Source organism: Herbaspirillum sp. VT-16-41 (assembly GCF_001994935.1).
Classification (GTDB): Bacteria; Pseudomonadota; Gammaproteobacteria; order Burkholderiales; family Burkholderiaceae_D; genus Herbaspirillum; species Herbaspirillum frisingense.
In genome coordinates this window covers 1-17,605 of the sequence record NZ_MUXB01000151.1, presented here as the reverse complement: position 1 = coordinate 17,605, position 17,605 = coordinate 1, and the positions used below count along the sequence as shown (strand labels likewise).

The 17,605-nt window shown below is 62.7% G+C and carries 21 protein-coding genes; 7 read left to right on the top strand and 14 right to left on the bottom strand.

Annotation, left to right across the window (positions count from 1 at the left end; genetic code table 11):
* Nucleotides 1-2: 2 nt before the first annotated feature.
* A complete protein-coding gene (locus BTM36_RS23780; protein ID WP_254427081.1) occupies nucleotides 3-812 on the top strand; it encodes a class II aldolase/adducin family protein in 810 nt (269 codons plus the stop codon).
* Between the two features lie 94 nt (nucleotides 813-906).
* On the opposite strand, the gene BTM36_RS23775 is transcribed toward BTM36_RS23780, so the two are convergent.
* The 5 genes from BTM36_RS23775 to BTM36_RS23755 all read right to left on the bottom strand — a co-directional run bounded on the left by BTM36_RS23775 (nucleotide 907) and on the right by BTM36_RS23755 (nucleotide 5,373).
* Nucleotides 907-1,392, bottom strand: coding sequence for an N-acetyltransferase (locus BTM36_RS23775; protein ID WP_077238215.1), 486 nt, complete (start codon nucleotides 1,390-1,392; stop codon nucleotides 907-909).
* Nucleotides 1,393-1,434: 42 nt separating this feature from the next.
* Complete coding sequence (locus BTM36_RS23770; RefSeq protein ID WP_077238214.1) at nucleotides 1,435-2,985, bottom strand: DEAD/DEAH box helicase; 1,551 nt, start codon at nucleotides 2,983-2,985, stop codon at nucleotides 1,435-1,437.
* 171 nt (nucleotides 2,986-3,156) lie between these two features.
* Nucleotides 3,157-3,912, bottom strand: a complete 756-nt coding sequence (locus BTM36_RS23765; protein WP_077238213.1) for an alpha/beta fold hydrolase — start codon at nucleotides 3,910-3,912, stop codon at nucleotides 3,157-3,159.
* A gap of 30 nt (nucleotides 3,913-3,942) precedes the next feature.
* Nucleotides 3,943-4,476: a VOC family protein gene (locus BTM36_RS23760; RefSeq protein ID WP_077238212.1), complete on the bottom strand. Its 534-nt coding sequence runs from the start codon at nucleotides 4,474-4,476 to the stop codon at nucleotides 3,943-3,945.
* Nucleotides 4,477-4,575: 99 nt separating this feature from the next.
* Entirely contained in the window at nucleotides 4,576-5,373 is a 798-nt protein-coding gene (locus BTM36_RS23755) for an inositol monophosphatase family protein (RefSeq protein ID WP_034334500.1), read from the bottom strand.
* Nucleotides 5,374-5,680: 307 nt separating this feature from the next.
* On the opposite strand from BTM36_RS23755, the gene BTM36_RS23745 reads away from it, so the two are divergent.
* The gene (locus tag BTM36_RS23745) at nucleotides 5,681-6,508 is read left to right on the top strand and encodes an RNA methyltransferase (protein ID WP_077238211.1); all 828 of its coding nucleotides are present in this window, start codon (nucleotides 5,681-5,683) and stop codon (nucleotides 6,506-6,508) included.
* 1 nt (nucleotide 6,509) lies between these two features.
* A complete protein-coding gene (locus BTM36_RS23740) occupies nucleotides 6,510-7,232 on the top strand; it encodes a pseudouridine synthase (RefSeq protein WP_077238210.1) in 723 nt (240 codons plus the stop codon).
* Nucleotides 7,233-7,261: 29 nt separating this feature from the next.
* Here the strand turns inward: BTM36_RS23740 and BTM36_RS23735 are convergent, their stop codons facing one another.
* The 4 genes from BTM36_RS23735 to BTM36_RS23720 form a co-directional block, all read right to left on the bottom strand.
* Entirely contained in the window at nucleotides 7,262-7,576 is a 315-nt protein-coding gene (locus BTM36_RS23735) for a type II toxin-antitoxin system RelE/ParE family toxin (RefSeq protein WP_077238209.1), read from the bottom strand.
* A gap of 20 nt (nucleotides 7,577-7,596) precedes the next feature.
* On the bottom strand, nucleotides 7,597-7,833 hold the full coding sequence (locus BTM36_RS23730; RefSeq protein WP_139347264.1) for a hypothetical protein: 237 nt from the start codon (nucleotides 7,831-7,833) through the stop codon (nucleotides 7,597-7,599).
* 98 nt (nucleotides 7,834-7,931) lie between these two features.
* A complete protein-coding gene (gene hslO / locus BTM36_RS23725) occupies nucleotides 7,932-8,861 on the bottom strand; it encodes an Hsp33 family molecular chaperone HslO (protein WP_077238207.1) in 930 nt (309 codons plus the stop codon).
* A gap of 20 nt (nucleotides 8,862-8,881) precedes the next feature.
* A complete protein-coding gene (locus tag BTM36_RS23720; protein ID WP_006712877.1) occupies nucleotides 8,882-9,406 on the bottom strand; it encodes a gamma carbonic anhydrase family protein in 525 nt (174 codons plus the stop codon).
* A gap of 128 nt (nucleotides 9,407-9,534) precedes the next feature.
* On the opposite strand from BTM36_RS23720, the gene BTM36_RS23715 reads away from it, so the two are divergent.
* Both BTM36_RS23715 and BTM36_RS23710 read left to right on the top strand, forming a co-directional pair.
* Nucleotides 9,535-10,380 (top strand): ferritin-like domain-containing protein, encoded by an 846-nt coding sequence (locus tag BTM36_RS23715; protein WP_077238206.1) that lies wholly within the window; start codon nucleotides 9,535-9,537, stop codon nucleotides 10,378-10,380.
* 124 nt (nucleotides 10,381-10,504) lie between these two features.
* Nucleotides 10,505-10,852, top strand: coding sequence for a hypothetical protein (locus tag BTM36_RS23710; RefSeq protein WP_077238241.1), 348 nt, complete (start codon nucleotides 10,505-10,507; stop codon nucleotides 10,850-10,852).
* A 121-nt stretch (nucleotides 10,853-10,973) separates the two neighbouring features.
* Here BTM36_RS23710 and BTM36_RS23705 read toward each other — a convergent pair whose 3' ends face one another.
* The 5 genes from BTM36_RS23705 to BTM36_RS23685 form a co-directional block, all read right to left on the bottom strand.
* On the bottom strand, nucleotides 10,974-11,903 hold the full coding sequence (locus BTM36_RS23705; protein WP_077238205.1) for a triacylglycerol lipase: 930 nt from the start codon (nucleotides 11,901-11,903) through the stop codon (nucleotides 10,974-10,976).
* A gap of 96 nt (nucleotides 11,904-11,999) precedes the next feature.
* Entirely contained in the window at nucleotides 12,000-12,524 is a 525-nt protein-coding gene (locus BTM36_RS23700) for an RDD family protein (RefSeq protein WP_077238204.1), read from the bottom strand.
* Between the two features lie 285 nt (nucleotides 12,525-12,809).
* On the bottom strand, nucleotides 12,810-13,691 hold the full coding sequence (locus BTM36_RS23695) for a DUF3106 domain-containing protein (RefSeq protein ID WP_077238203.1): 882 nt from the start codon (nucleotides 13,689-13,691) through the stop codon (nucleotides 12,810-12,812).
* 4 nt (nucleotides 13,692-13,695) lie between these two features.
* Nucleotides 13,696-14,103, bottom strand: coding sequence for a DUF3619 family protein (locus BTM36_RS23690; RefSeq protein ID WP_006712883.1), 408 nt, complete (start codon nucleotides 14,101-14,103; stop codon nucleotides 13,696-13,698).
* Nucleotides 14,100-14,678, bottom strand: a complete 579-nt coding sequence (locus BTM36_RS23685) for an RNA polymerase sigma factor (protein WP_006712884.1) — start codon at nucleotides 14,676-14,678, stop codon at nucleotides 14,100-14,102. Before BTM36_RS23685 ends, BTM36_RS23690 begins: the two co-directional genes overlap by 4 nt.
* 556 nt (nucleotides 14,679-15,234) lie before the next feature.
* On the opposite strand from BTM36_RS23685, the gene BTM36_RS23680 reads away from it, so the two are divergent.
* A complete protein-coding gene (locus tag BTM36_RS23680; protein ID WP_077238202.1) occupies nucleotides 15,235-16,953 on the top strand; it encodes an acetolactate synthase 3 catalytic subunit in 1,719 nt (572 codons plus the stop codon).
* A 2-nt stretch (nucleotides 16,954-16,955) separates the two neighbouring features.
* The gene (gene ilvN, locus BTM36_RS23675) at nucleotides 16,956-17,447 is read left to right on the top strand and encodes an acetolactate synthase small subunit (protein ID WP_006712888.1); all 492 of its coding nucleotides are present in this window, start codon (nucleotides 16,956-16,958) and stop codon (nucleotides 17,445-17,447) included.
* Nucleotides 17,448-17,605 lie beyond the last annotated feature (158 nt).

Sequence of the window (17,605 nt, the reverse complement as noted above, 5' to 3'; positions counted from 1 at the left end):
TCATGGCCGGCGTCGAGTTTGATGAAGCCGAGCAGGCCGCCGCGCGCCGGCTGGGCCTGACGGGGGCCGAGGATGTGGAGTGGCAGGCGCGCTGCGAACTGGCGGCGCTGTACCGGCTGCTGGCGCATTTCCGCATGACCGACCTGATCGATACGCACATCTCGGCGCGGGTGCCGGGGCAGTCTGGTCACTTCCTGATCAATCGCTATGGCGTGCTGTTCCACGAGATGCGCGCTTCCGATCTGGTGAAGGTGGATGCCCAGGGGCAGGCGGTGCAGATGGGCAGCACCGCTGCGCCGGCGCAGCGGGTCAATCGCGCCGGCTTCGTGATCCATTCGGCGGTGCATCAGGCGCGGCCGGACCTGCATTGCGTGATCCACACGCATACCACGGCCGGGATTGCAGTCTCGGCCCAGTGTGACGGGCTGCTGCCGATCAGCCAGCATGCGCTCAAGTTCTACGGCAAGCTGGCCTATCACGAGTACGAAGGCATCGCCCTCGATACCGCAGAGCGGGAGCGGCTGGTGGCAGCGCTGGGGTCGCACAAGGCCATGATCCTGCGCAACCATGGTTTGCTGGCGGCGGGGGAATCGGTGGCGGCGGCCTTCCATGAAATCTATTTCCTGGAACGGGCCTGCCAGGCGCAGGTGGCGGCGCAAGCGGGCGGGGCAGCCTTACACCTGCCGGCGGAGGAAGTGCGCCTGCGTGCCGCACGCCAGTTCGACAACGACCAGGCCAGCGGCATCATCGACCTGGCCTGGGAGGCGGCCTTGCGGCTGGTGCAGGAGGCGGGGCCGGGGTATCGCTGCTGAGCGTGCGTTATCGTTATCTATCGCCACCCCAAAAGAAAACGCCCGCATCGATGATGCGGGCGTTGTCATGTGCGGGCGGGCGTAACGGGCAGGTTCAGTCCAGCAGTTTCTGCATGAACATCGCCTTGCCGGTCTCGGCCTTCAATTCATAGCCTTCGAAGCCGCTGGCGCGATACAGCGAACGGGCCACCGTATTGCCTTCCAGGACTTCCAGCGTGAGCTTGCAGCAGCCCAGTGCGCGGGCCTGCTGTTCCACGCTGGCCAGCAACTGCCGGGCCACGCCCTGGCCGCGATAGGCCGGCATCACGGCCAGGTCATGCAGGTTCAGCAGCGGCTTGCAGGAAAAGGTCGAGAACCCTTCGATGCAGGTTGCCAGGCCAGCGGGGATGTCGCCGTCGAAGGCCAGGAAGACATGGGCGGTGGAACGTTTCTTCAGTTCTGCCGCCAGGTTCTGGCGTACATAGTCCGACAAGGCCTGTCCGCCGCCCATGGCGTCGCTGGCATAGGCGTTGAGGGTCTCGAACAGTGCGACCGCGTGGGCTGCATTGTCGAGATCGGCCTTGACGACGGAAACTGCCATGTCTTCCCTTTCCTCTGATCGAATCGATGTGCCGCGACCGGATTACTTGCCGCTGGCGCGTTGGCCGCCGTGCGTGAGCGCGGACGGACGCGGGCCATTCTGGCGTTGCTGACCCTGGCTGCGCGGTTGCGCATTGGCCGGGCGGGGGGCGCGATTGGCGTTGTTGCCGCCATTGCCAGCGTTGCCACCCCCATTGCCGCCGACGTTGCCAGCCTGGCCGCCCTGGGGACGGCCCTGGCCACGCGCCGCATTGCCATTGCCAGGATTACGCGGCTTGGCCTGCTGCGCTGCGCCGCCACCGGCATTGGCCGGCTTGGCGCCGCCATTGCCATGACCATTACCGGCTGCAGCCGGCTTGCGCGGTGCATTGCGTTGACCGCCACGTCCGCCACCAGCGTTCTGGTGACGACCCTGGCCGCTGCGCAGCTGGATCGGTTGCGGCTTGGCGGTCGGGTCCGGTTCGAAACCGGCGATCACTTCCACCGGGATTTCGCGCTTGATGAAGCGCTCGATGTCGTGCAGCAGGTCGCGCTCGTCCACGCAGACCAGCGACACGGCTTCGCCGGTGGCGCCGGCGCGGCCGGTACGGCCGATGCGGTGGACGTAGTCTTCCGGCACGTTGGGCAGGTCATAGTTGACCACGTGCGGCAGCTGGTCGATGTCGATGCCGCGGGCAGCGATGTCGGTGGCGATCAGGGCGGTCAGCTTGCCGTCCTTGAACTCGGCCAGGGCCTTGGTGCGGGCCGACTGGCTCTTGTTGCCGTGGATCGCCATGGCGGTGATACCGTCGCGGGCCAGTTGCTCGACCAGCTTGTTGGCGCCGTGCTTGGTGCGGGTGAAGACCAGCACCTGCTTCCACTGGTGGGTCTTGATCAGGTGCGCCAGCATGGGGTGCTTCTTGTCGCGGTCGACCGGGTGCAGCTTTTGCGCGATCACTTCCACGGTGGAGTTGCGGCGGGCCACTTCGATCAGGGCCGGATTGTTCAGCAGGCTGTCGGCCAGCTTCTTGATCTCGTCGGCGAAGGTGGCCGAGAACAGCAGGTTCTGGCGCTTGGGCGGCAGGGCGGCGAGCACCTTGCGGATGTCGCGGATGAAGCCCATGTCCAGCATGCGGTCAGCTTCGTCCAGCACCAGGATCTGGATGTGCTGCAGGTTCACGGTGCCTTGCTGCATGTGGTCCAGCAGGCGGCCGGGCGTGGCGACCAGGATATCGACGCCACGCTTCAACAGCGTGATCTGCGGATTGATGCCGACACCACCGAAGATGCAGGCCGAGGTCAGCGGCAGGTACTTGCCGTACTGGCGCACGCTTTCCTCGACCTGGGCCGCCAGTTCGCGGGTGGGGGCCAGGATCAGGGCGCGGATCGGCAGATGACCGTTGATCTTGTTGCGCGGCATGGCCGAGAGGCGTTGCAGCAGCGGCAGGGTGAAGCCGGCGGTCTTGCCGGTGCCGGTCTGGGCGCCGGCCAGCAGATCGCCACCGGAGAGCACGGCGGGGACGGCTTGGGCCTGGATCGGGGTGGGGGAGGTATAGCCTTGTTCGGAAACGGCACGAACGATTTCGTCGGACAAGCCGAGCGCGGAAAATGACATGAGACTCTGAAAATGGGTTTGGCCTGTGGCCCCGTACGGGCGCCAGTCGCAGGCAAACGGGTTGGAACTTGAGGAGGGCGCGGACTTGACTGGCTATACGCCGCGCAGGCCGCAGTATAACAGCGCAGTCTGCGGGCGACGTGATTTATTTTGCATGCGGATGCGGGCAGCTCATCCGTGCTGCCGGGCCAGGAAGGATTGCACGGGAGGCAGTACCAGCGCGCTTTGCATCAATCCACCGAAATGCGTGACGCCGGGCAGGCTGACAAATTCTGCCTGTGGCAACAAGGCCGCAGTGCGCTCGACGGCGGCATGGCGCGCATCGGCGTCGCCACAGAAGAGCAGGCAGGGCAGGTCCATCCGTGCCAGCAGGTCTTGCTGCGAGGGACGGGGTTGCTGGGCGGCGGCGGCCAGGGCCACCAGGTCGTTGGCGCGGATGAGCATCTTCACCTGGGGCGAAATCTGTTCGTCCAGCAGGGCTTCGAAGGTGGCGATGAAGGCCTCGGGGTCGCGGCCGTCGATACCATGGAAGCCCTCCCAGCTGCGGTCTTCATACGGATGGGCGGCACCCAGGATGAGGCTGCGCAGGCGCTGTGGCGCATGGCGTGCCAGCCCGTAGCCGACCCAGCCGCCCAGCGAGTAGCCGAAGAAATGAGCTCGCTCGATCTGCAGGGCGTCCAGCACGGCCACGGCGTCGCGGCAGCGCTGCAGCTGGGTGTAAGCGGCGGTTTCGTGCGGCTTGTCGCTCTGGCCATGGCCCAGGGCATCGAACATGATGACCTGGTAATGCTGGCGCAGCACGGCGGTGAAGCCGAAGAAGCGCCAGGCTTCCAGGCTGCTGGTAAAGCCGTGGTGCAACAGCAGGGGCGGGCCTTCACCCTCGACCTGGTAGTGGATCTTGCGGCTGTCGCTCAGGGCAAAGGGCATGGTGGGGAGGGTGGAGATGTGCGGCAGGGTTCAGTTGTTGTGATCGACCAGCTTCTTGCAGCGGCGCGCCAGCAGTTCACGCGAGCGCGCGCAGATTTCTTCGTTGCTGAGGTCTTCGATGTGGGTGGCAATCGACCAGACGTGACCGAAGGGATCACGCAGGGTGCCGGAGCGGTCGCCGTAGAACTGGTTCTGCACCGGTCGCAATTGCACGGCACCGGCGGCAATCGCCTGGCTGAAGACGGCATCGACGTCGGCCACGTAGACCAGCAGGCTCACGCCCGCACCGCCCAGCGTCTGCGGGCTCAGGAAGCCTAGTTCGGGATGTTCGTCGGCCAGCATCACGCGGGCATCGCCGATCTGGATTTCGGCGTGCCAGACCTTGCCATGTGGACCGTCCAGGCGCATGACTTCCACGGCGCCGAAGGCACGGCCGTAGAACGCGATGGCCTCGGAGGAAGCCTGCACGATCAGGTAGGGAGTGACGCTGTGGTAGCCCGCCGGCAAGGCGCAGGCGGAAGGACTGGACTGGGGCAGCGTGGCTGCGTCAGGCGGGGTGGTCATGTCGTCTCCTCGGTCATCGCCGGTAGCGGCACTATAGCAGTAATGCCAGTGCGGCTACCGGGGTGTGATCACGAGACGAGCTTAAGCAAAAGTGAAGGATCAGGCAAATTCGGACAGCAGGTTGACCTGTTGCGCGAAGATCTTCGGGCTGCCGGCGATGACGTCACCCTTGTAGAGGTAGTCGGAGTCGCCCTTGAAGGTGCCCACGATACCGCCCGCTTCGGTCACCAGCAGGGAGCCGGCGGCGATGTCCCAGGGCTTGAGGCCCTTCTCGAAGAAGCCGTCCAGGCGGCCGGCGGCGACATAGGCCAGGTCCAGGGCGGCAGCGCCCGGGCGGCGCAGGCCGGCGCTGTGCTCGGTCATGACCTTGAACATCTTGACGTATTCGTTCAGGCCGTCCAGGTCGCGGAAGGGGAAGCCGGTGCCGATCAGGGCGTCGGCGATCTTGTCGCGCTTGCCCACGCGGATACGCTTTTCGTTCAGGTAGGCACCCGCGCCCTTGGATGCGGTGAACAGGTCGTTGCGGGTGGGGTCGTAGACCACCGCCTGGGTGATGATGCCGCGCTGTTGCAGGGCGATCGAAACGCAGTATTGCGGGAAGCCGTGGATGAAGTTGGTGGTGCCGTCCAGCGGATCGATGATCCAGACGTTTTCGTTTTCATCGTGCAGGTTGTCGGAAGCACCGGATTCCTCGGCCAGGATGGCGTGGTCGGGGTAGGCGTTCTTGAGCACGTCGATGATGGCATCCTCGGCGGCCTTGTCCACTTCGGTGACGAAGTCGTTGTGCGACTTCTTGGAGACTTTCAGCAGCGACACGTCGAAGGACGCGCGGTTGATGATGGTGGCGGCGCGGCGAGCTGCCTTGATCGCCGTGTTGAGCATGGGTGGGATGATCATTCCGATGGTTCCGTTAAAATTGCGGCCATCGTTGACGATGGCTGCGTTGCTCATCGTCGCCATGGCCGACGGGCCGGCCTCCCGCGTCAAGCTTGCGGAACAGCTGGCCAGGCGAAACCCGGCAGTCAAACCAGTGCGACGATGAAATTAATGAGCGTTGCGCCACCCGCGGCTGTTATGCTTGCGGGTTTGCCATGCAGTCCGGGGCGCAAATCGATCAACCTGAGCCAACCTGGGTTTGATCTGTTGCTGCAATATTGACGTTTTGCCAATATCCTATCCTGGGGCGCGAATCCCGCTATTTTAAATGAACAAGCAAGTGTCAGGACAATCTCTTTTCAGCCGTTTGCGTTTCGTTCTGGTCAATACCAGCAGTCCGGGCAATATCGGCTCGGCGGCGCGGGCCATCAAGACCATGGGCTTTTCGGAGCTGGTGCTGGTCAATCCGCGCTTTCCGGACGCGGTCAAGGAAGATGAAGCCATTGCCTTCGCCAGTGGCGCCCTGGATGTGTTGCAAAATGCACGCATCGTCGGCAGTGTCGAAGAAGCGTTGCAAGGCTGCAACTTCGCCGCCGCCGTCAGCGCCCGTTTGCGCGAGTTTTCGCCACCGGTGGTCTCCCCCCGCGAGCTGGCCGGCCAGCTGTCACGCGATACCGGGCTCAATGCTGCGCTGCTGTTCGGCAACGAGCGCTTTGGCCTGCCCAACGAGGTGGTGCAGAAGTGCCAGGCGCTGTTGAACATCCCGGCCAACCCCGATTATTCCTCGCTGAACCTGGCGCAGGCGGTGCAGGTGCTGGCCTACGAGTGCCGCATGACGGAGCTGGAAGTGCAGGGCGGGCCGATGCAGACCAGCGGCGATGCGCGCGCGCCGGGCGAGGTCGGGTTCCATGGCCAGAGTGCCAGCGTGGCCGAGATCGAGGGGATGTTTGCCCACCTGGAACAGGCGCTGGTGTCCATCGATTTCCTCAATCCCGACAATCCCAAGAAATTGATGCCGCGCTTGAAGCGCATGTTCTCGCGCGCCCAGCTGGAGACCGAAGAGGTCAACATCCTGCGTGGCATCGCCCGCCAGATCCTGGAACCCAAGCAGGCCAAGGCCGGCAAGTCCGGACAGAACGAACAAGGAGAAGGCTGACATGGCCAAGCTGACCCTGGACCGCATCCTGCAATCGCAGGGTTTCGGTTCGCGCAAGTATTGTCGTGAACTGATCGAGGATGGTGAAGTCTCGATCGGTGGTGAAGTGGTGGACGATTACCGGGCCACGCCAGATACCACCGGGCTGGTGCTGACCATCTTCGAGGAAGAGTGGGAATACCGCGAGCACGTCTACATCGCCATCAACAAGCCGCCCAACATCGAGTGCTCGCGCAAGCCCAGCCATCATCCGGGCGTGCTGACCTTGCTGCCGGAGCAGTTCACCTGGCGCGATGTGCAACCGGTGGGGCGGCTGGATCACGACACCACCGGGCTGTTGCTCATGTCCGACGATGGCGCCTTCATCCACGCCCAATCCTCGCCCAAGCGCCATGTTCCCAAGGTGTATGCGGCCACCACCGCCGAGCCGGTGACCCAGGCGCTGATCGACCAGCTGAAGGCCGGCGTGCAGCTGCACGACGAACCGGCCCCGCTGGCCGCCACCCGCTGCCGCCAACTGGACGAGAACCTGCTGGAGATCGTGCTGGAGCAGGGCAAATACCATCAGGTCAAGCGCATGCTGGCTGCCGCCGGCAATCATTGCAGCGCCCTGTCCCGGGTCGCCATCGGTGGCTTGCAACTGGAGGCGCTGGGACTGGAGGAGGGGGAGTGGACCTACCTGGATGCGCAGCAGATGGCGCTGCTGGTGCCGGATCAGGAGTGATCCCGTTCGGCGTTTGCTTCCGGCAGGCCCTAATGCTTCATCAGCTTGCGGGTGAGCGCTCGCCTTTCATGCAGTACCCGCAGCAGCTTGAGTGTTTCATCGTGTGAACGATAGAACAGCAGATAGGGGAAGCGATCGAGCGGCCACGTGCGCAGCGAGCGATCTGGCAAGAGGTGTGCGTATCGTCGGGAGCCCTTGTCGGGGTGCTGGGTGAGGCCATGCAGGCTGCGTTGAAGTTCTTCGACAAAGCGTTCCGCCAAGGCGAGGGAAACGTCAGCGTAATAGTCGGAGATATCCAGAATGTCGCGTTTCGCGACGGGACTTAGAGTCAGGCTGATGCGCACGCGAAATCGTCAGCGAGTCGTCAACGAGCTTTGGCGGAGCGTGCGTGGATACGAGCGCGAAGCTGGTCCGCGAGGTCGTCGATACCAACATTGATCGCGGGGCCGGCTTGCAGACCTTCATGGATCAAGGCCTGCAAGCGCTGTTCATTCTCGTCTTGAGGACCCATCGCCTCCGGGGCGCGGTCGCGGGCCAGACGAGAATATTCAGGGAAAGGGCGGATAGGGGAAGGCATCCGGCGATTATAAGCGCGTTCCATCAGCGACAGTGCCGTGCCGGTCAGCTGAAGTGGCTACCCGTGCCGATTTGCTGAACATTCCCGAATAAATTCGGCCCTTTCCCGGGTAGCCTGCCTCCTTAATGGCGAACCTCTCCCGCCTCGCTCGCGCCACTTACATCAGCCACGAACAGTTGCGCGCAATCCACCGCATCGAACTCATAGTGCTGCCCGCAGAAGTCGCAGTCGATGGCCAGCTTCTCCATCTGCGTCAGTGCTTCGGCGATTTCCTCCTGGCCCAGCATCTTCAGCATGTTGCCGACCTTCTCGCGCGAGCAGGAGCAGTGGAATTGCGGATGTACCGGGTCGAAGACGCGGATGTTCTGTTCCCAGAACAGGCGGTGCATCAGCGTGGCGATGTCGGTGGAGAGCAATTCCTCGCGCCGCAAGGTGTCGCCCAGCATGACCATGTGGTTCCAGGCTTCCAGCTCGCCTTCAGGCTTGGCGGTGGGGGCGGCGGTACCGCCGATGGTGGGCAGCTTCTGCAGCAGCAGGCCGCGTGAGACGTGTTCGTCGGCGGCCAGCCAGAGCTTGGTGTCCAGTTGCTCGGAACGCAGCATGTAGTTTTCGATCACGGTAGCCACGCTGTCGCCATCCAGCGGCACCACGCCCTGGTAGGCCTGCTGACCCGGCAGCTTGTCCTTGGGGTCGAGGGTGATGACGAAGCGGCCATCCCCATTGGCGTTGACCAGGTCGGTGAGGGTGGCGTCGTCGGCGATCTGTGCATCGTCGGCCAGCTTGGCGGTGGCGCGCAGCTGCAGTTCGGAGTCGCACTCCACCACCAGCAGCTTGACCGGACCATCGCCGTGGATCTGCATGACGATCATGCCATTGAACTTCAGGTTGGCCGAGAGCAGGGCGGACGCCGCCAGCATCTCGCCCAGCAGCGTGCGTACCGCGACCGGATAGTCGCGGCGGGCCTGGACCTGGCGCCAGGTGTCGGAGATTTCGACCAGCTCGCCCCGCACGGGGGCGTTGTCGACCAGGAATTTTTGCAGCGTGTCTTTCATTGTTTCCTTTGCTTGGCGGCTCAGGCGATGCGCTTGAGCTTGGCCTTGAACTGTTGCGCGCGCTGGACATAGCTGTCCGTGCCGGCGTGCATGCGCGCGATATCTTCTTCACTCAACTGGCGAACCGCCTTGGCGGGGGTGCCGATGATCAGCGAGTTGTCGGGGAACTCCTTGCCCTCGGTCACCAGCGCGCCGGCGCCGACCAGGCAGTTCTTGCCGATCCTGGCGCCATTGAGCACCACCGCCTGGATGCCGATCAGCGCGCCTTCGCCGATGGTGCAGCCGTGCAGCATGGCCTGGTGGCCGATGGTGACATTCTTGCCGATCACCATTGGATAGCCTACGTCGGTATGCAGCACAGCCCCTTCCTGGACGTTGCTGTTCTCGCCGATGGTGATGAGTTCATTGTCGCCACGGATGGCCACGTTGAACCAGACGCTGGAGTGCGCCTCCATCTTCACCTTGCCCACCACGGTGGACGACTCGGCCACGTAGGCGGTATCGTGGATTTCGGGGGTGTCCTGCTCCAATTGGTAGATCGCCATAATAAAATTGTCTCCTCGTTACCTGCTGGTCGGTATGTGGTGCCTTGTCTTGCGGTGAACTTGTCTTCATATGGAGACAAGTCCGGCGTCCTCAACCGCGTATTTTACCTTCCCTGAAAGTCAGTTCCTTGGATCAGTCCTCTTCCCCAGATGAAGTCTTTTCATTCACCGGCCTGCGTGGTGCCGCCCTGTCTTGCCTGAAGGAAACCCGTCCGGATATGAAGTGCGGCGCAGTGCGCAGCCTGCGGGCCGCGTGGTCGGCGGGCGAACTGCCCCTGGAGCAGGAGGATCTGGCAGCGCTGGACGAGGGCAGCGGCATCCCGGGCCGTCCGGCGCGGCCGGAACTGGTATCGCCGCTGGAGGTGAAGCATCGTTCCATGGGTACGCCCGAAGGCCGGGCGGCGCTGATCCATGCCCTGGCGCATATCGAGTTCAATGCCATCAACCTGGCGCTGGACGCGGTCTGGCGCTTTCCCGGCATGCCTCGTGATTTCTACGCAGACTGGATGCAGGTCGCCGATGAAGAGGCCTATCACTTCAGTTTGCTGGCCGACCATCTGAAGACGCTTGGCTATTCCTATGGTGATTTCACTGCCCACAATGCCTTGTGGGACATGGCGGAATCGACCAAGGGCGATGTCCTGGCGCGCATCGCGCTGGTGCCGCGCACGCTGGAAGCGCGCGGGCTGGACGCGGCGCCGCCGGTGCGTGCCAAGCTGGCGCAGGCCGGCGACCTGGCGGCGGCGGAGATCCTGGACATCATCATGCGCGACGAGGTGGGCCATGTGCTGATTGGCAATCGCTGGTTCAACTGGTTGTGCGAACAGCGCCAGCTGGACCCGGTGGCCACCTTCGCCCAGTTGTGCCTGCGTCACAAGGCGCCGCCCCTGCGTGGGCCGTTCAATCTGGAGGCCAGGCGGGCAGCCGGCTTTTCGGACGAGGAAATGCTGATGTTCACCGATCTTTCGCGATGATCGACGGATTTGCAAGAAATGTAAGCAATTTTCGCGACAGCGGGCCGGGGCTTGCTGTTGTGCTATCGTCTTCCCCGAATTCCGACCTTTCGGAATCGATTATATGAATGGAAAGGATGACAACATGAACAAGATGTCCAAACTGTTGGCCGGTGTGGTCGTGAGCGTTGCCGCCATTTCCCTGCTGGCGGCCTGCCAGAAGAAGGAAGAGCCGGGTCCGGCCGAGGCGCTGGGCAAGAAGATCGATGGCGCCGTGCAGGACGCCGGCAAGAAACTTGACGAGGTGGCCGGCCAGGCCAAGGACCAGACCAGCGAGTCCGGCTCCAAGCTCGATGGCGCCCTGGATCAGGCCAAGGTAGAGGCCAAGGAAGCCTACGAAAAGACCAAGGAAGGTGCCAAGGATCTGGCGCAGAAGACCGGCGAAAAGATGGAGCAGGCCGGTCAGAAGCTGCAGGACGCTACCAAGAAATAAGAAGAAGCAGTCACTCACTATTGCGCACTATTGAGCCGCCGGGTCGTTGCCCGGTGGTCCTCACAATGCCGTCCCGCCATTGCTGGACGGCATTGTGCTTTTTGGCGGCCCTTTTCAGATGCTATTCGCGGGCGTTGTGGATCAGGTCGATCACCATCTCCTGGATGGACGGCTCCAGTGCCAGCGCCACATGGCCGATGCCGATGACCGGGATGTTCCAGGCCCCTTCCAGGTGGGCCGAGCTCTGCGGCGAGATGATGTTGTCGTGATGGGAATAGATCGAGACGATGTGCGACAGGGCATCCGCTTCTTCGGTGGCGGCCAGCTTTTGCAGCCATTCGCTGCTGCGGCCTTCTTCGTAGCGGCCCAGCCAGTTCATTTCCCCGCAATTGATGCCGATGCCGAAGTTGGCGATGGCCGTGCCATGGTGGGGCGAGCCCAGGGTGATCACGCGGGCCACGCGGTCGCAGCCGTGGTCGCGCAGGTAGGCGCGGGCGGCCAGTCCGCCCATGCTGTGGGCGACGATGACGATCTTCTTCTGGCCGGTCTCGGCCAGCACGCGTTGCACGGCGGCATGCACCAGCGGCGCGTACTCGTCGATGCTGCCGAAGACCGGCTCCATGTCCAGCGCATAGTGGGTGATGTGGGCCTGGCGCAGCTCCAGGCTCATCCAGCGCCAGTAGCCGCTGTTGCAGCCATAGCCGTGGATCAGCAGGACCGGTAGCGAGGTCGTGTCGGGATAGCTGAACTGGTCGAAACGCAGGAAGGGCATGGCCCAGGAGGAGCACAGCATGGTCGCGCGGAACTCCCGCAGGAACAGGGTGCCGACCTGCAGCCAGCTGATTTCCACCGGGTTGGAGGTGCGGCCGCGATACGGCCAGGTCAGGAAGAAGCTGTTGGCGGTGATCTGCGCGCGCAGCAGCAGGACGATGAGGAGGCCGCTCACGGCGGCTGCCACGATAGGCCACTCGAAATGCCGCAGCAGGAGGTAGAACAGGATCGCAACGCCGAACTGGATGAGGAGCAGGGTTCTGGAGATGCGTGAAATCATGCGGGCTGGCGTCCGGGGCGATCGGGTGGGCGGGCATGCAGGCGCATGCGGTCGCCCGAGAGCATAACAGAGCGCTGCGTTGCGCTCATGTCCGCTTCATGACTTGGCGTCGGCTTGCTGCAGGGGCGCTTTCAGCGGTGGGGTGATGTCGACCAGGCGTGTGCCGGCGAGGCGGTCGTGCAGGAACTGGCCTTGCCGATCGACTCTGCTGGTCAGCGCCCAGAGAAGCAGGTTGGCCGCCGGGATCAGGACCAGCAGCCAGTGTTGTCCGCGTGCCAGCGAGGCCAGTGCCAGCCCCGGCAGTATCCACAGCCAGGCCAGCAGGAAACGCAGCATTGCGCGCCAGAGCCCGACCGGCTGCCCCTGGCGATCGACGACCCTGAAGCGCCAGGTCTTCATCGCCAGGGTTTGCCCGCCGTGGGTCCAGAACCAGATGAAATAGACCGCCAGCACCAGGAACAGCCAGGCTTCGAGAGCGTGGCGCAGATAGAGTGCGTGGCGCTGTTGCAGCAGGGTGGAGAACAGCCAGCCGGACATGAACAGCACGCCGAACAGCAGCATCGATTCATACAGCATGCTGCTGAGGCGGCGGCGCAGGGAGGGCGTGGTGAAATCCGTCATGGTCCGGGTTCGGTCCTGGTTGTTGGTGTGGTGGCCGCAGGGAGGGGTGGTGATGGGGTTCGGTCACTCTCCAGATCGCGGGCAAGCATGCCGCTGGCACGGCCCGCAGATGGTAAAGCAATCGGGCCGGCTTGCCTATGCGCTGACTTGAGCCAGCGCAAGGTGGGAAAGGTGGTGGAGTAGCGACTTGCGTCGATCGCGAAAGCGTTGGAAACGCCGGGGGAGCAGAGGGGCGACGAACGGGGTGAACCTGGCTGGATGATCGGACCAGGCCGAATGGCGGGCTTACTTGCTGTCAGCCGTCGTGTTCGTTGCAGCCGTCACGGCTGGCGAGGTCGCTGCGGCACTGACGGCTACCGTGGTCGGAGCCGCTGCAGTGGGTGTCAGGGCCGGTACCGGCGCGGCTTGCGAGCCTGGCACCAGGGCCGGAGCAGGTGCTGCGGCCGGGCTTGGGGCCGGGACGACGGGCAGCGGCCTATCCAGTGCCTCGGCTGGAAGCTGGATAGTGGGCGCAGCGGCCGAAGGCGTGGTCGGCAGCTTGGCAACGCGGCGCGGCAGCTTGGCTTCGGCGAGCTTCTTTTTCTGCTCTTCGGACAATTGTTGGTACTTGGTCCACTGCTCGTGCTTTTCTTCCGCATCGAGCTTCTTGGCACGGGCGTAGTTGGTGCGGGCGGCGCTGCGCTGTGCCGGGGTCAGCTTGACCCAGTCGCGCATGCGTTCATGCAGGCGCTGTTGCTCTTCCGGCTTCATTTTGGCGTAACGCTTGCCGATCTCCAGCCATTTTTCCTTCTGCAGCTCGCTCATGCGCGGCCACTCGCCGGTCAGCGGTTCCAGTGCTTCGTGCTGGGCTTGCGAGAGATTGGCCCAGGCCAGCTTGCTCTCGGACTTGCGGGCGGCGGTTTTGGTGGCGGACTTGGCGGGATGGGAGGTGCCTGCCGTGGTCGCAGCTGATGCAGCTGCAGCCGGTGCTGCCGGCGTTGCTGCGGCGCCAGCGTTGGCGGGGCTGGCGACAGGTGGCGATGCCGGGGTGGCAGCGGGTGCGACGGTCTGCGTGTTCTGCGCCACGGTCCAGGCGCAGCTCAATCCACCGGCCAGCACGGCCAGCGCCAGCGCGATGCGCGAAAGGCGGGCGTAGGCGTTGACGGGAGTGCCGGTGGTCTTGCGCATCGTTCTATTGTCCCTTTTCTGCCAGGAAGGCGTTGAAACCATGGTCCAGGTAAGCCGACAGCGGCAGCTCGTCGGAGAGCACGGCCGCATCGATGTCGGCCAGGTAGGAGACGCGCTTGGCGTTCTCGTGCTGATAGATGCCGGCAAAGAGGATGATGCCCACCAGCAGCGGCGCGGCCACTCCCAGGCGGTTCCACCAGGACGGGCTTTCCTGATGCAGCATGCCGCCGCCGAAGGCGCCTGCCAGCACGGGCTGTTCCACGCGCACGGTCATGGGCGTGTGTTTCTTGCGTGCCAGCGCGACCCGGCGTGCAGCAGCCAGGCTTTGCAGGGTGTCGTCGGACAGGTTGTCCAGATTGGCGTCAAGCGCCAGCTTCACCTTGTAGGCGAATTGCATTTCCTTGTTCTTCATAATGAGATTCCTTTGGCTCTTAGAGCTTGAGCCAGCGCGTGAGTTGCGCGGGAGCAATGGGTTTTTACGCTACCTTCGGAGCAACCCATGGCGGCGGCCGTTTCCGCCACGTCCATGTCCTGCCAATAACGCATCAGGAATGCTTCCCGTTGACGCGTAGGCAGCTTTTGTATTTCGGCATCGATCAGGTTCAGGGTCTGCTCGCGCTCGACCTTGTCGGCGCTGGATTCGGCGGCTTCGGAGCCGTCTTCCGATTCCAGGCTTTCCAGGACGTCGAAGTCGTCCGGGCCGTCGCCATCACTGTGGTTGCCGCCAAAGCTGGAGAACAGGCTCACCCAGGTGTTGCGCACCTTTTCGCGGCGGAAGAAGTCATGGATGGTGTTTTGCAGGATGCGCTGGAACAGCATCGGCAATTCGCCGACCGGTTTGTCGCCGTATTTCTCGGCCAGCTTGATCATCGCATCCTGAACGATGTCCAACGCGGCTTCGTCCTTGCGCACGGCATACACCGCCTGTTTGAAGGCGCGGCGTTCGACACTTTCAAGAAAATCGGAGAGTTCTTTGTCAGTTGCCATGCAATACGGTGTGCCGGATGGGTTGCCGGCCAACACGGGCAAAGAGGTTCATGTCTGGCCAGCCGAAATGCGAAAAATGCAAGAAATCGTCAAAAAGCAGAGCGAATGCTAGCAAAGTTGGCTGTCTTTGTCCTGAAGTTTATCCCCGCGCGGCGCCACAAACGCGAGTGCTGGCCATCATTTCGCCGCCATTCCATCTGAATTAGCTTGACCAAAATGATGCAACGCATTACTGTCCTGTTTCCCGCCTCCCACATCTGGGGCGTTTTTGTTCCTTGCCGGTGCTTCACATAAGGTCGTGCCGGTGCAGGAAATGCTTTATAGGTTTAAAGCTTGTTTGTTCTAACCCGTGCCACAAGCGCGAGGAATCAGTAAGAGTCGAACTTGTACCAAGGCTGAACGAGTCGCGTTGAGCGGCGTTTCAAACTCCACTACGGTTGGAGCGCAGAAACGGCGTGACCGCACAATAAAGGGATGCTGCCGGCAAGACGACGAATGCGATTCCGTCAGGAGAGAACATCCGATCAATTTCCAATGGACCTTGAAAGGAAGCAGCATGAGTGCTGAGCAACTCACCGGCGCGGATATACTCGTCCGTTGCCTGGCTGAAGAGGGTGTTGAACACGTCTTCGGCTATCCTGGTGGCGCCGTCCTCTATATCTACGACGCAATCTTCAAGCAAGACAAATTCCAGCACATCCTGGTTCGTCACGAACAGGCTGCCGTGCACGCTGCGGACGCGTATTCGCGTAGCTCGCAACGGGTCGGCGTGGCCATCGTCACCTCCGGCCCCGGTGTGACCAATGCCGTCACCGGCCTGGCCACGGCCTACATGGACTCCATCCCCATGGTGGTGATCTCCGGCCAGGTGCCGTCGACTGCCATCGGTCAGGATGCGTTCCAGGAGTGCGACACTGTCGGTATCACCCGCCCCTGCGTGAAGCACAACTTCCTCGTGAAGGATGTGAAGGACCTGGCGGAAACCGTCAAGAAGGCCTTCTATATCGCCACCACCGGCCGTCCCGGCCCCGTGCTGGTCGATATCCCGAAGGACATCACCATGCATACCTGCGCCTACGAGTATCCGAAGGCGGTGGAAATGCGTTCCTACAAGCCGGTCGACAAGGGCCACTCGGGCCAGATCCGCAAGGCACTGCAGCTGCTGCTGTCGGCCGAGCGTCCGATGATCTATACCGGTGGCGGCATCATCCTGGCCAATGCCTCGCCCGAGTTGAACAAGCTGGTCGATCGCCTGGGCTATCCCTGTACCAACACCCTGATGGGCCTGGGTGCCTATCGTTCGTCCAGCGACAAGTTCGTGGGCATGCCCGGCATGCACGGCACCTATGAAGCCAACATGGCCATGCAGCACTGCGACGTGCTCATCGCCATCGGTGCCCGTTTCGACGACCGCGTGATCGGCAATCCGAAGCATTTCGCCTCGAACGCCCGCAAGATCATTCATATCGATATCGACCCGTCGTCGATTTCCAAGCGCGTCAAGGTCGACATCCCCATCGTGGGCAACGTCAAGGACGTGCTGCAGGAAATGCTGGCCCAGCTGGATGCCGCCGAGACCCGCCAGAACGGCGCGGCGCTGGACAACTGGTGGAAGCAGATCAACGAGTGGCGCAAGCGTGATTGCCTCAAGTTCGCTACCTCGGACGAATTCATCAAGCCGCAATCCGTGGTGCAGAAGGTGTGGGAAGTGACCAAGGGCGATGCTTTCATCACCTCCGACGTCGGCCAGCACCAGATGTGGGCCGCGCAATACTACGGTTTCGACAAGCCGCGTCGCTGGATCAACTCCGGTGGCCTGGGCACCATGGGCGTGGGCCTGCCGTACGCCATGGGCGTGCAGATGGCCAACCCCGATGCGACCGTGGCCTGCATCACCGGCGAAGCCTCGATCCAGATGTGCATCCAGGAGCTGGCGACCTGCAAGCAGTATCACCTGACCCCCAAGATCATCCTGTTGAACAACCGCTTCCTGGGCATGGTGCGCCAGTGGCAGCAGATCGACTACGGTTCGCGCTATTCCGAGTCCTACATGGATTCGCTGCCGGACTTCAACAAGCTGGCGGAGTCCTACGGCCACGTCGGCATGAAAATCGAGAAACCGGGCGATGTCGACGGTGCGCTGCGCGAAGCCTTCGCCATGAAAGACAGGCTGGTCTTCATGAACTTCATCACGGATCAAACCGAGAACGTCTGGCCCATGGTCAAGGCGGGCAAGGGTTTGACTGAAATGTTGCTGGGTTCGGAGGATCTCTAATCATGCGCCATATCATTTCTGTGCTGCTGGAAAACGAAGCCGGCGCATTGTCCCGTGTCGTGGGTCTGTTCTCCGCACGCGGCTACAACATCGAAACGCTCACCGTTGCACCCACCGAAGACCCGACCCTGTCACGCATGACCATCGTGACCTCCGGTTCGGACGATGTGATCGAACAGATCACCAAACACCTGAACCGCCTGATCGAGGTGGTGAAGGTCGTCGATCTGACGGAAGGCGCGCACATCGAGCGCGAACTGATGCTGATCAAGGTGCGCGCAGTGGGCAAGGAACGGGAAGAGATGAAGCGTACTGCGGATATCTTCCGTGGCCGCATCATCGATGTCACCGAGAAGACCTACACGATCGAGCTGACCGGCGCCAAGAGCAAGCTGGACGCCTTCATCGACGCCCTGGACCGCACTGCGATCCTGGAAACGGTCCGTACCGGCGGCTCCGGCATCGGTCGCGGCGAACGGATCCTGAAGATCTGATCGACCGCGCCAGGCAGTACCCATCACACATACATACATTCAATTCGAGCTATTCGGAATATAGGAAAAATCATGAAAGTTTTCTACGACAAAGACGCAGACCTGTCCCTGATCAAGAACAAGAACGTGACCATCATCGGTTACGGTTCGCAAGGTCA

Excerpts from the sequence above, each read along its gene's own strand:
- BTM36_RS23780 (WP_254427081.1), top strand. The coding sequence starts at position 3 with ATGGCCGGCGTCGAGTTTGATGAAGCCGAGCAGGCCGCCGCGCGCCGG.
- BTM36_RS23775 (WP_077238215.1), bottom strand. The coding sequence starts at position 1,392 with ATGGCAGTTTCCGTCGTCAAGGCCGATCTCGACAATGCAGCCCACGCG.
- BTM36_RS23770 (WP_077238214.1), bottom strand. The coding sequence starts at position 2,985 with ATGTCATTTTCCGCGCTCGGCTTGTCCGACGAAATCGTTCGTGCCGTT.
- BTM36_RS23765 (WP_077238213.1), bottom strand. The coding sequence starts at position 3,912 with ATGCCCTTTGCCCTGAGCGACAGCCGCAAGATCCACTACCAGGTCGAG.
- BTM36_RS23760 (WP_077238212.1), bottom strand. The coding sequence starts at position 4,476 with ATGACCACCCCGCCTGACGCAGCCACGCTGCCCCAGTCCAGTCCTTCC.
- BTM36_RS23755 (WP_034334500.1), bottom strand. The coding sequence starts at position 5,373 with ATGATCATCCCACCCATGCTCAACACGGCGATCAAGGCAGCTCGCCGC.
- BTM36_RS23745 (WP_077238211.1), top strand. The coding sequence starts at position 5,681 with ATGAACAAGCAAGTGTCAGGACAATCTCTTTTCAGCCGTTTGCGTTTC.
- BTM36_RS23740 (WP_077238210.1), top strand. The coding sequence starts at position 6,510 with ATGGCCAAGCTGACCCTGGACCGCATCCTGCAATCGCAGGGTTTCGGT.
- BTM36_RS23730 (WP_139347264.1), bottom strand. The coding sequence starts at position 7,833 with ATGGAACGCGCTTATAATCGCCGGATGCCTTCCCCTATCCGCCCTTTC.
- hslO (WP_077238207.1), bottom strand. The coding sequence starts at position 8,861 with ATGAAAGACACGCTGCAAAAATTCCTGGTCGACAACGCCCCCGTGCGG.
- BTM36_RS23720 (WP_006712877.1), bottom strand. The coding sequence starts at position 9,406 with ATGGCGATCTACCAATTGGAGCAGGACACCCCCGAAATCCACGATACC.
- BTM36_RS23710 (WP_077238241.1), top strand. The coding sequence starts at position 10,505 with ATGAACAAGATGTCCAAACTGTTGGCCGGTGTGGTCGTGAGCGTTGCC.
- BTM36_RS23705 (WP_077238205.1), bottom strand. The coding sequence starts at position 11,903 with ATGATTTCACGCATCTCCAGAACCCTGCTCCTCATCCAGTTCGGCGTT.
- BTM36_RS23700 (WP_077238204.1), bottom strand. The coding sequence starts at position 12,524 with ATGACGGATTTCACCACGCCCTCCCTGCGCCGCCGCCTCAGCAGCATG.
- BTM36_RS23695 (WP_077238203.1), bottom strand. The coding sequence starts at position 13,691 with ATGCGCAAGACCACCGGCACTCCCGTCAACGCCTACGCCCGCCTTTCG.
- BTM36_RS23690 (WP_006712883.1), bottom strand. The coding sequence starts at position 14,103 with ATGAAGAACAAGGAAATGCAATTCGCCTACAAGGTGAAGCTGGCGCTT.
- BTM36_RS23685 (WP_006712884.1), bottom strand. The coding sequence starts at position 14,678 with ATGGCAACTGACAAAGAACTCTCCGATTTTCTTGAAAGTGTCGAACGC.
- BTM36_RS23680 (WP_077238202.1), top strand. The coding sequence starts at position 15,235 with ATGAGTGCTGAGCAACTCACCGGCGCGGATATACTCGTCCGTTGCCTG.
- ilvN (WP_006712888.1), top strand. The coding sequence starts at position 16,956 with ATGCGCCATATCATTTCTGTGCTGCTGGAAAACGAAGCCGGCGCATTG.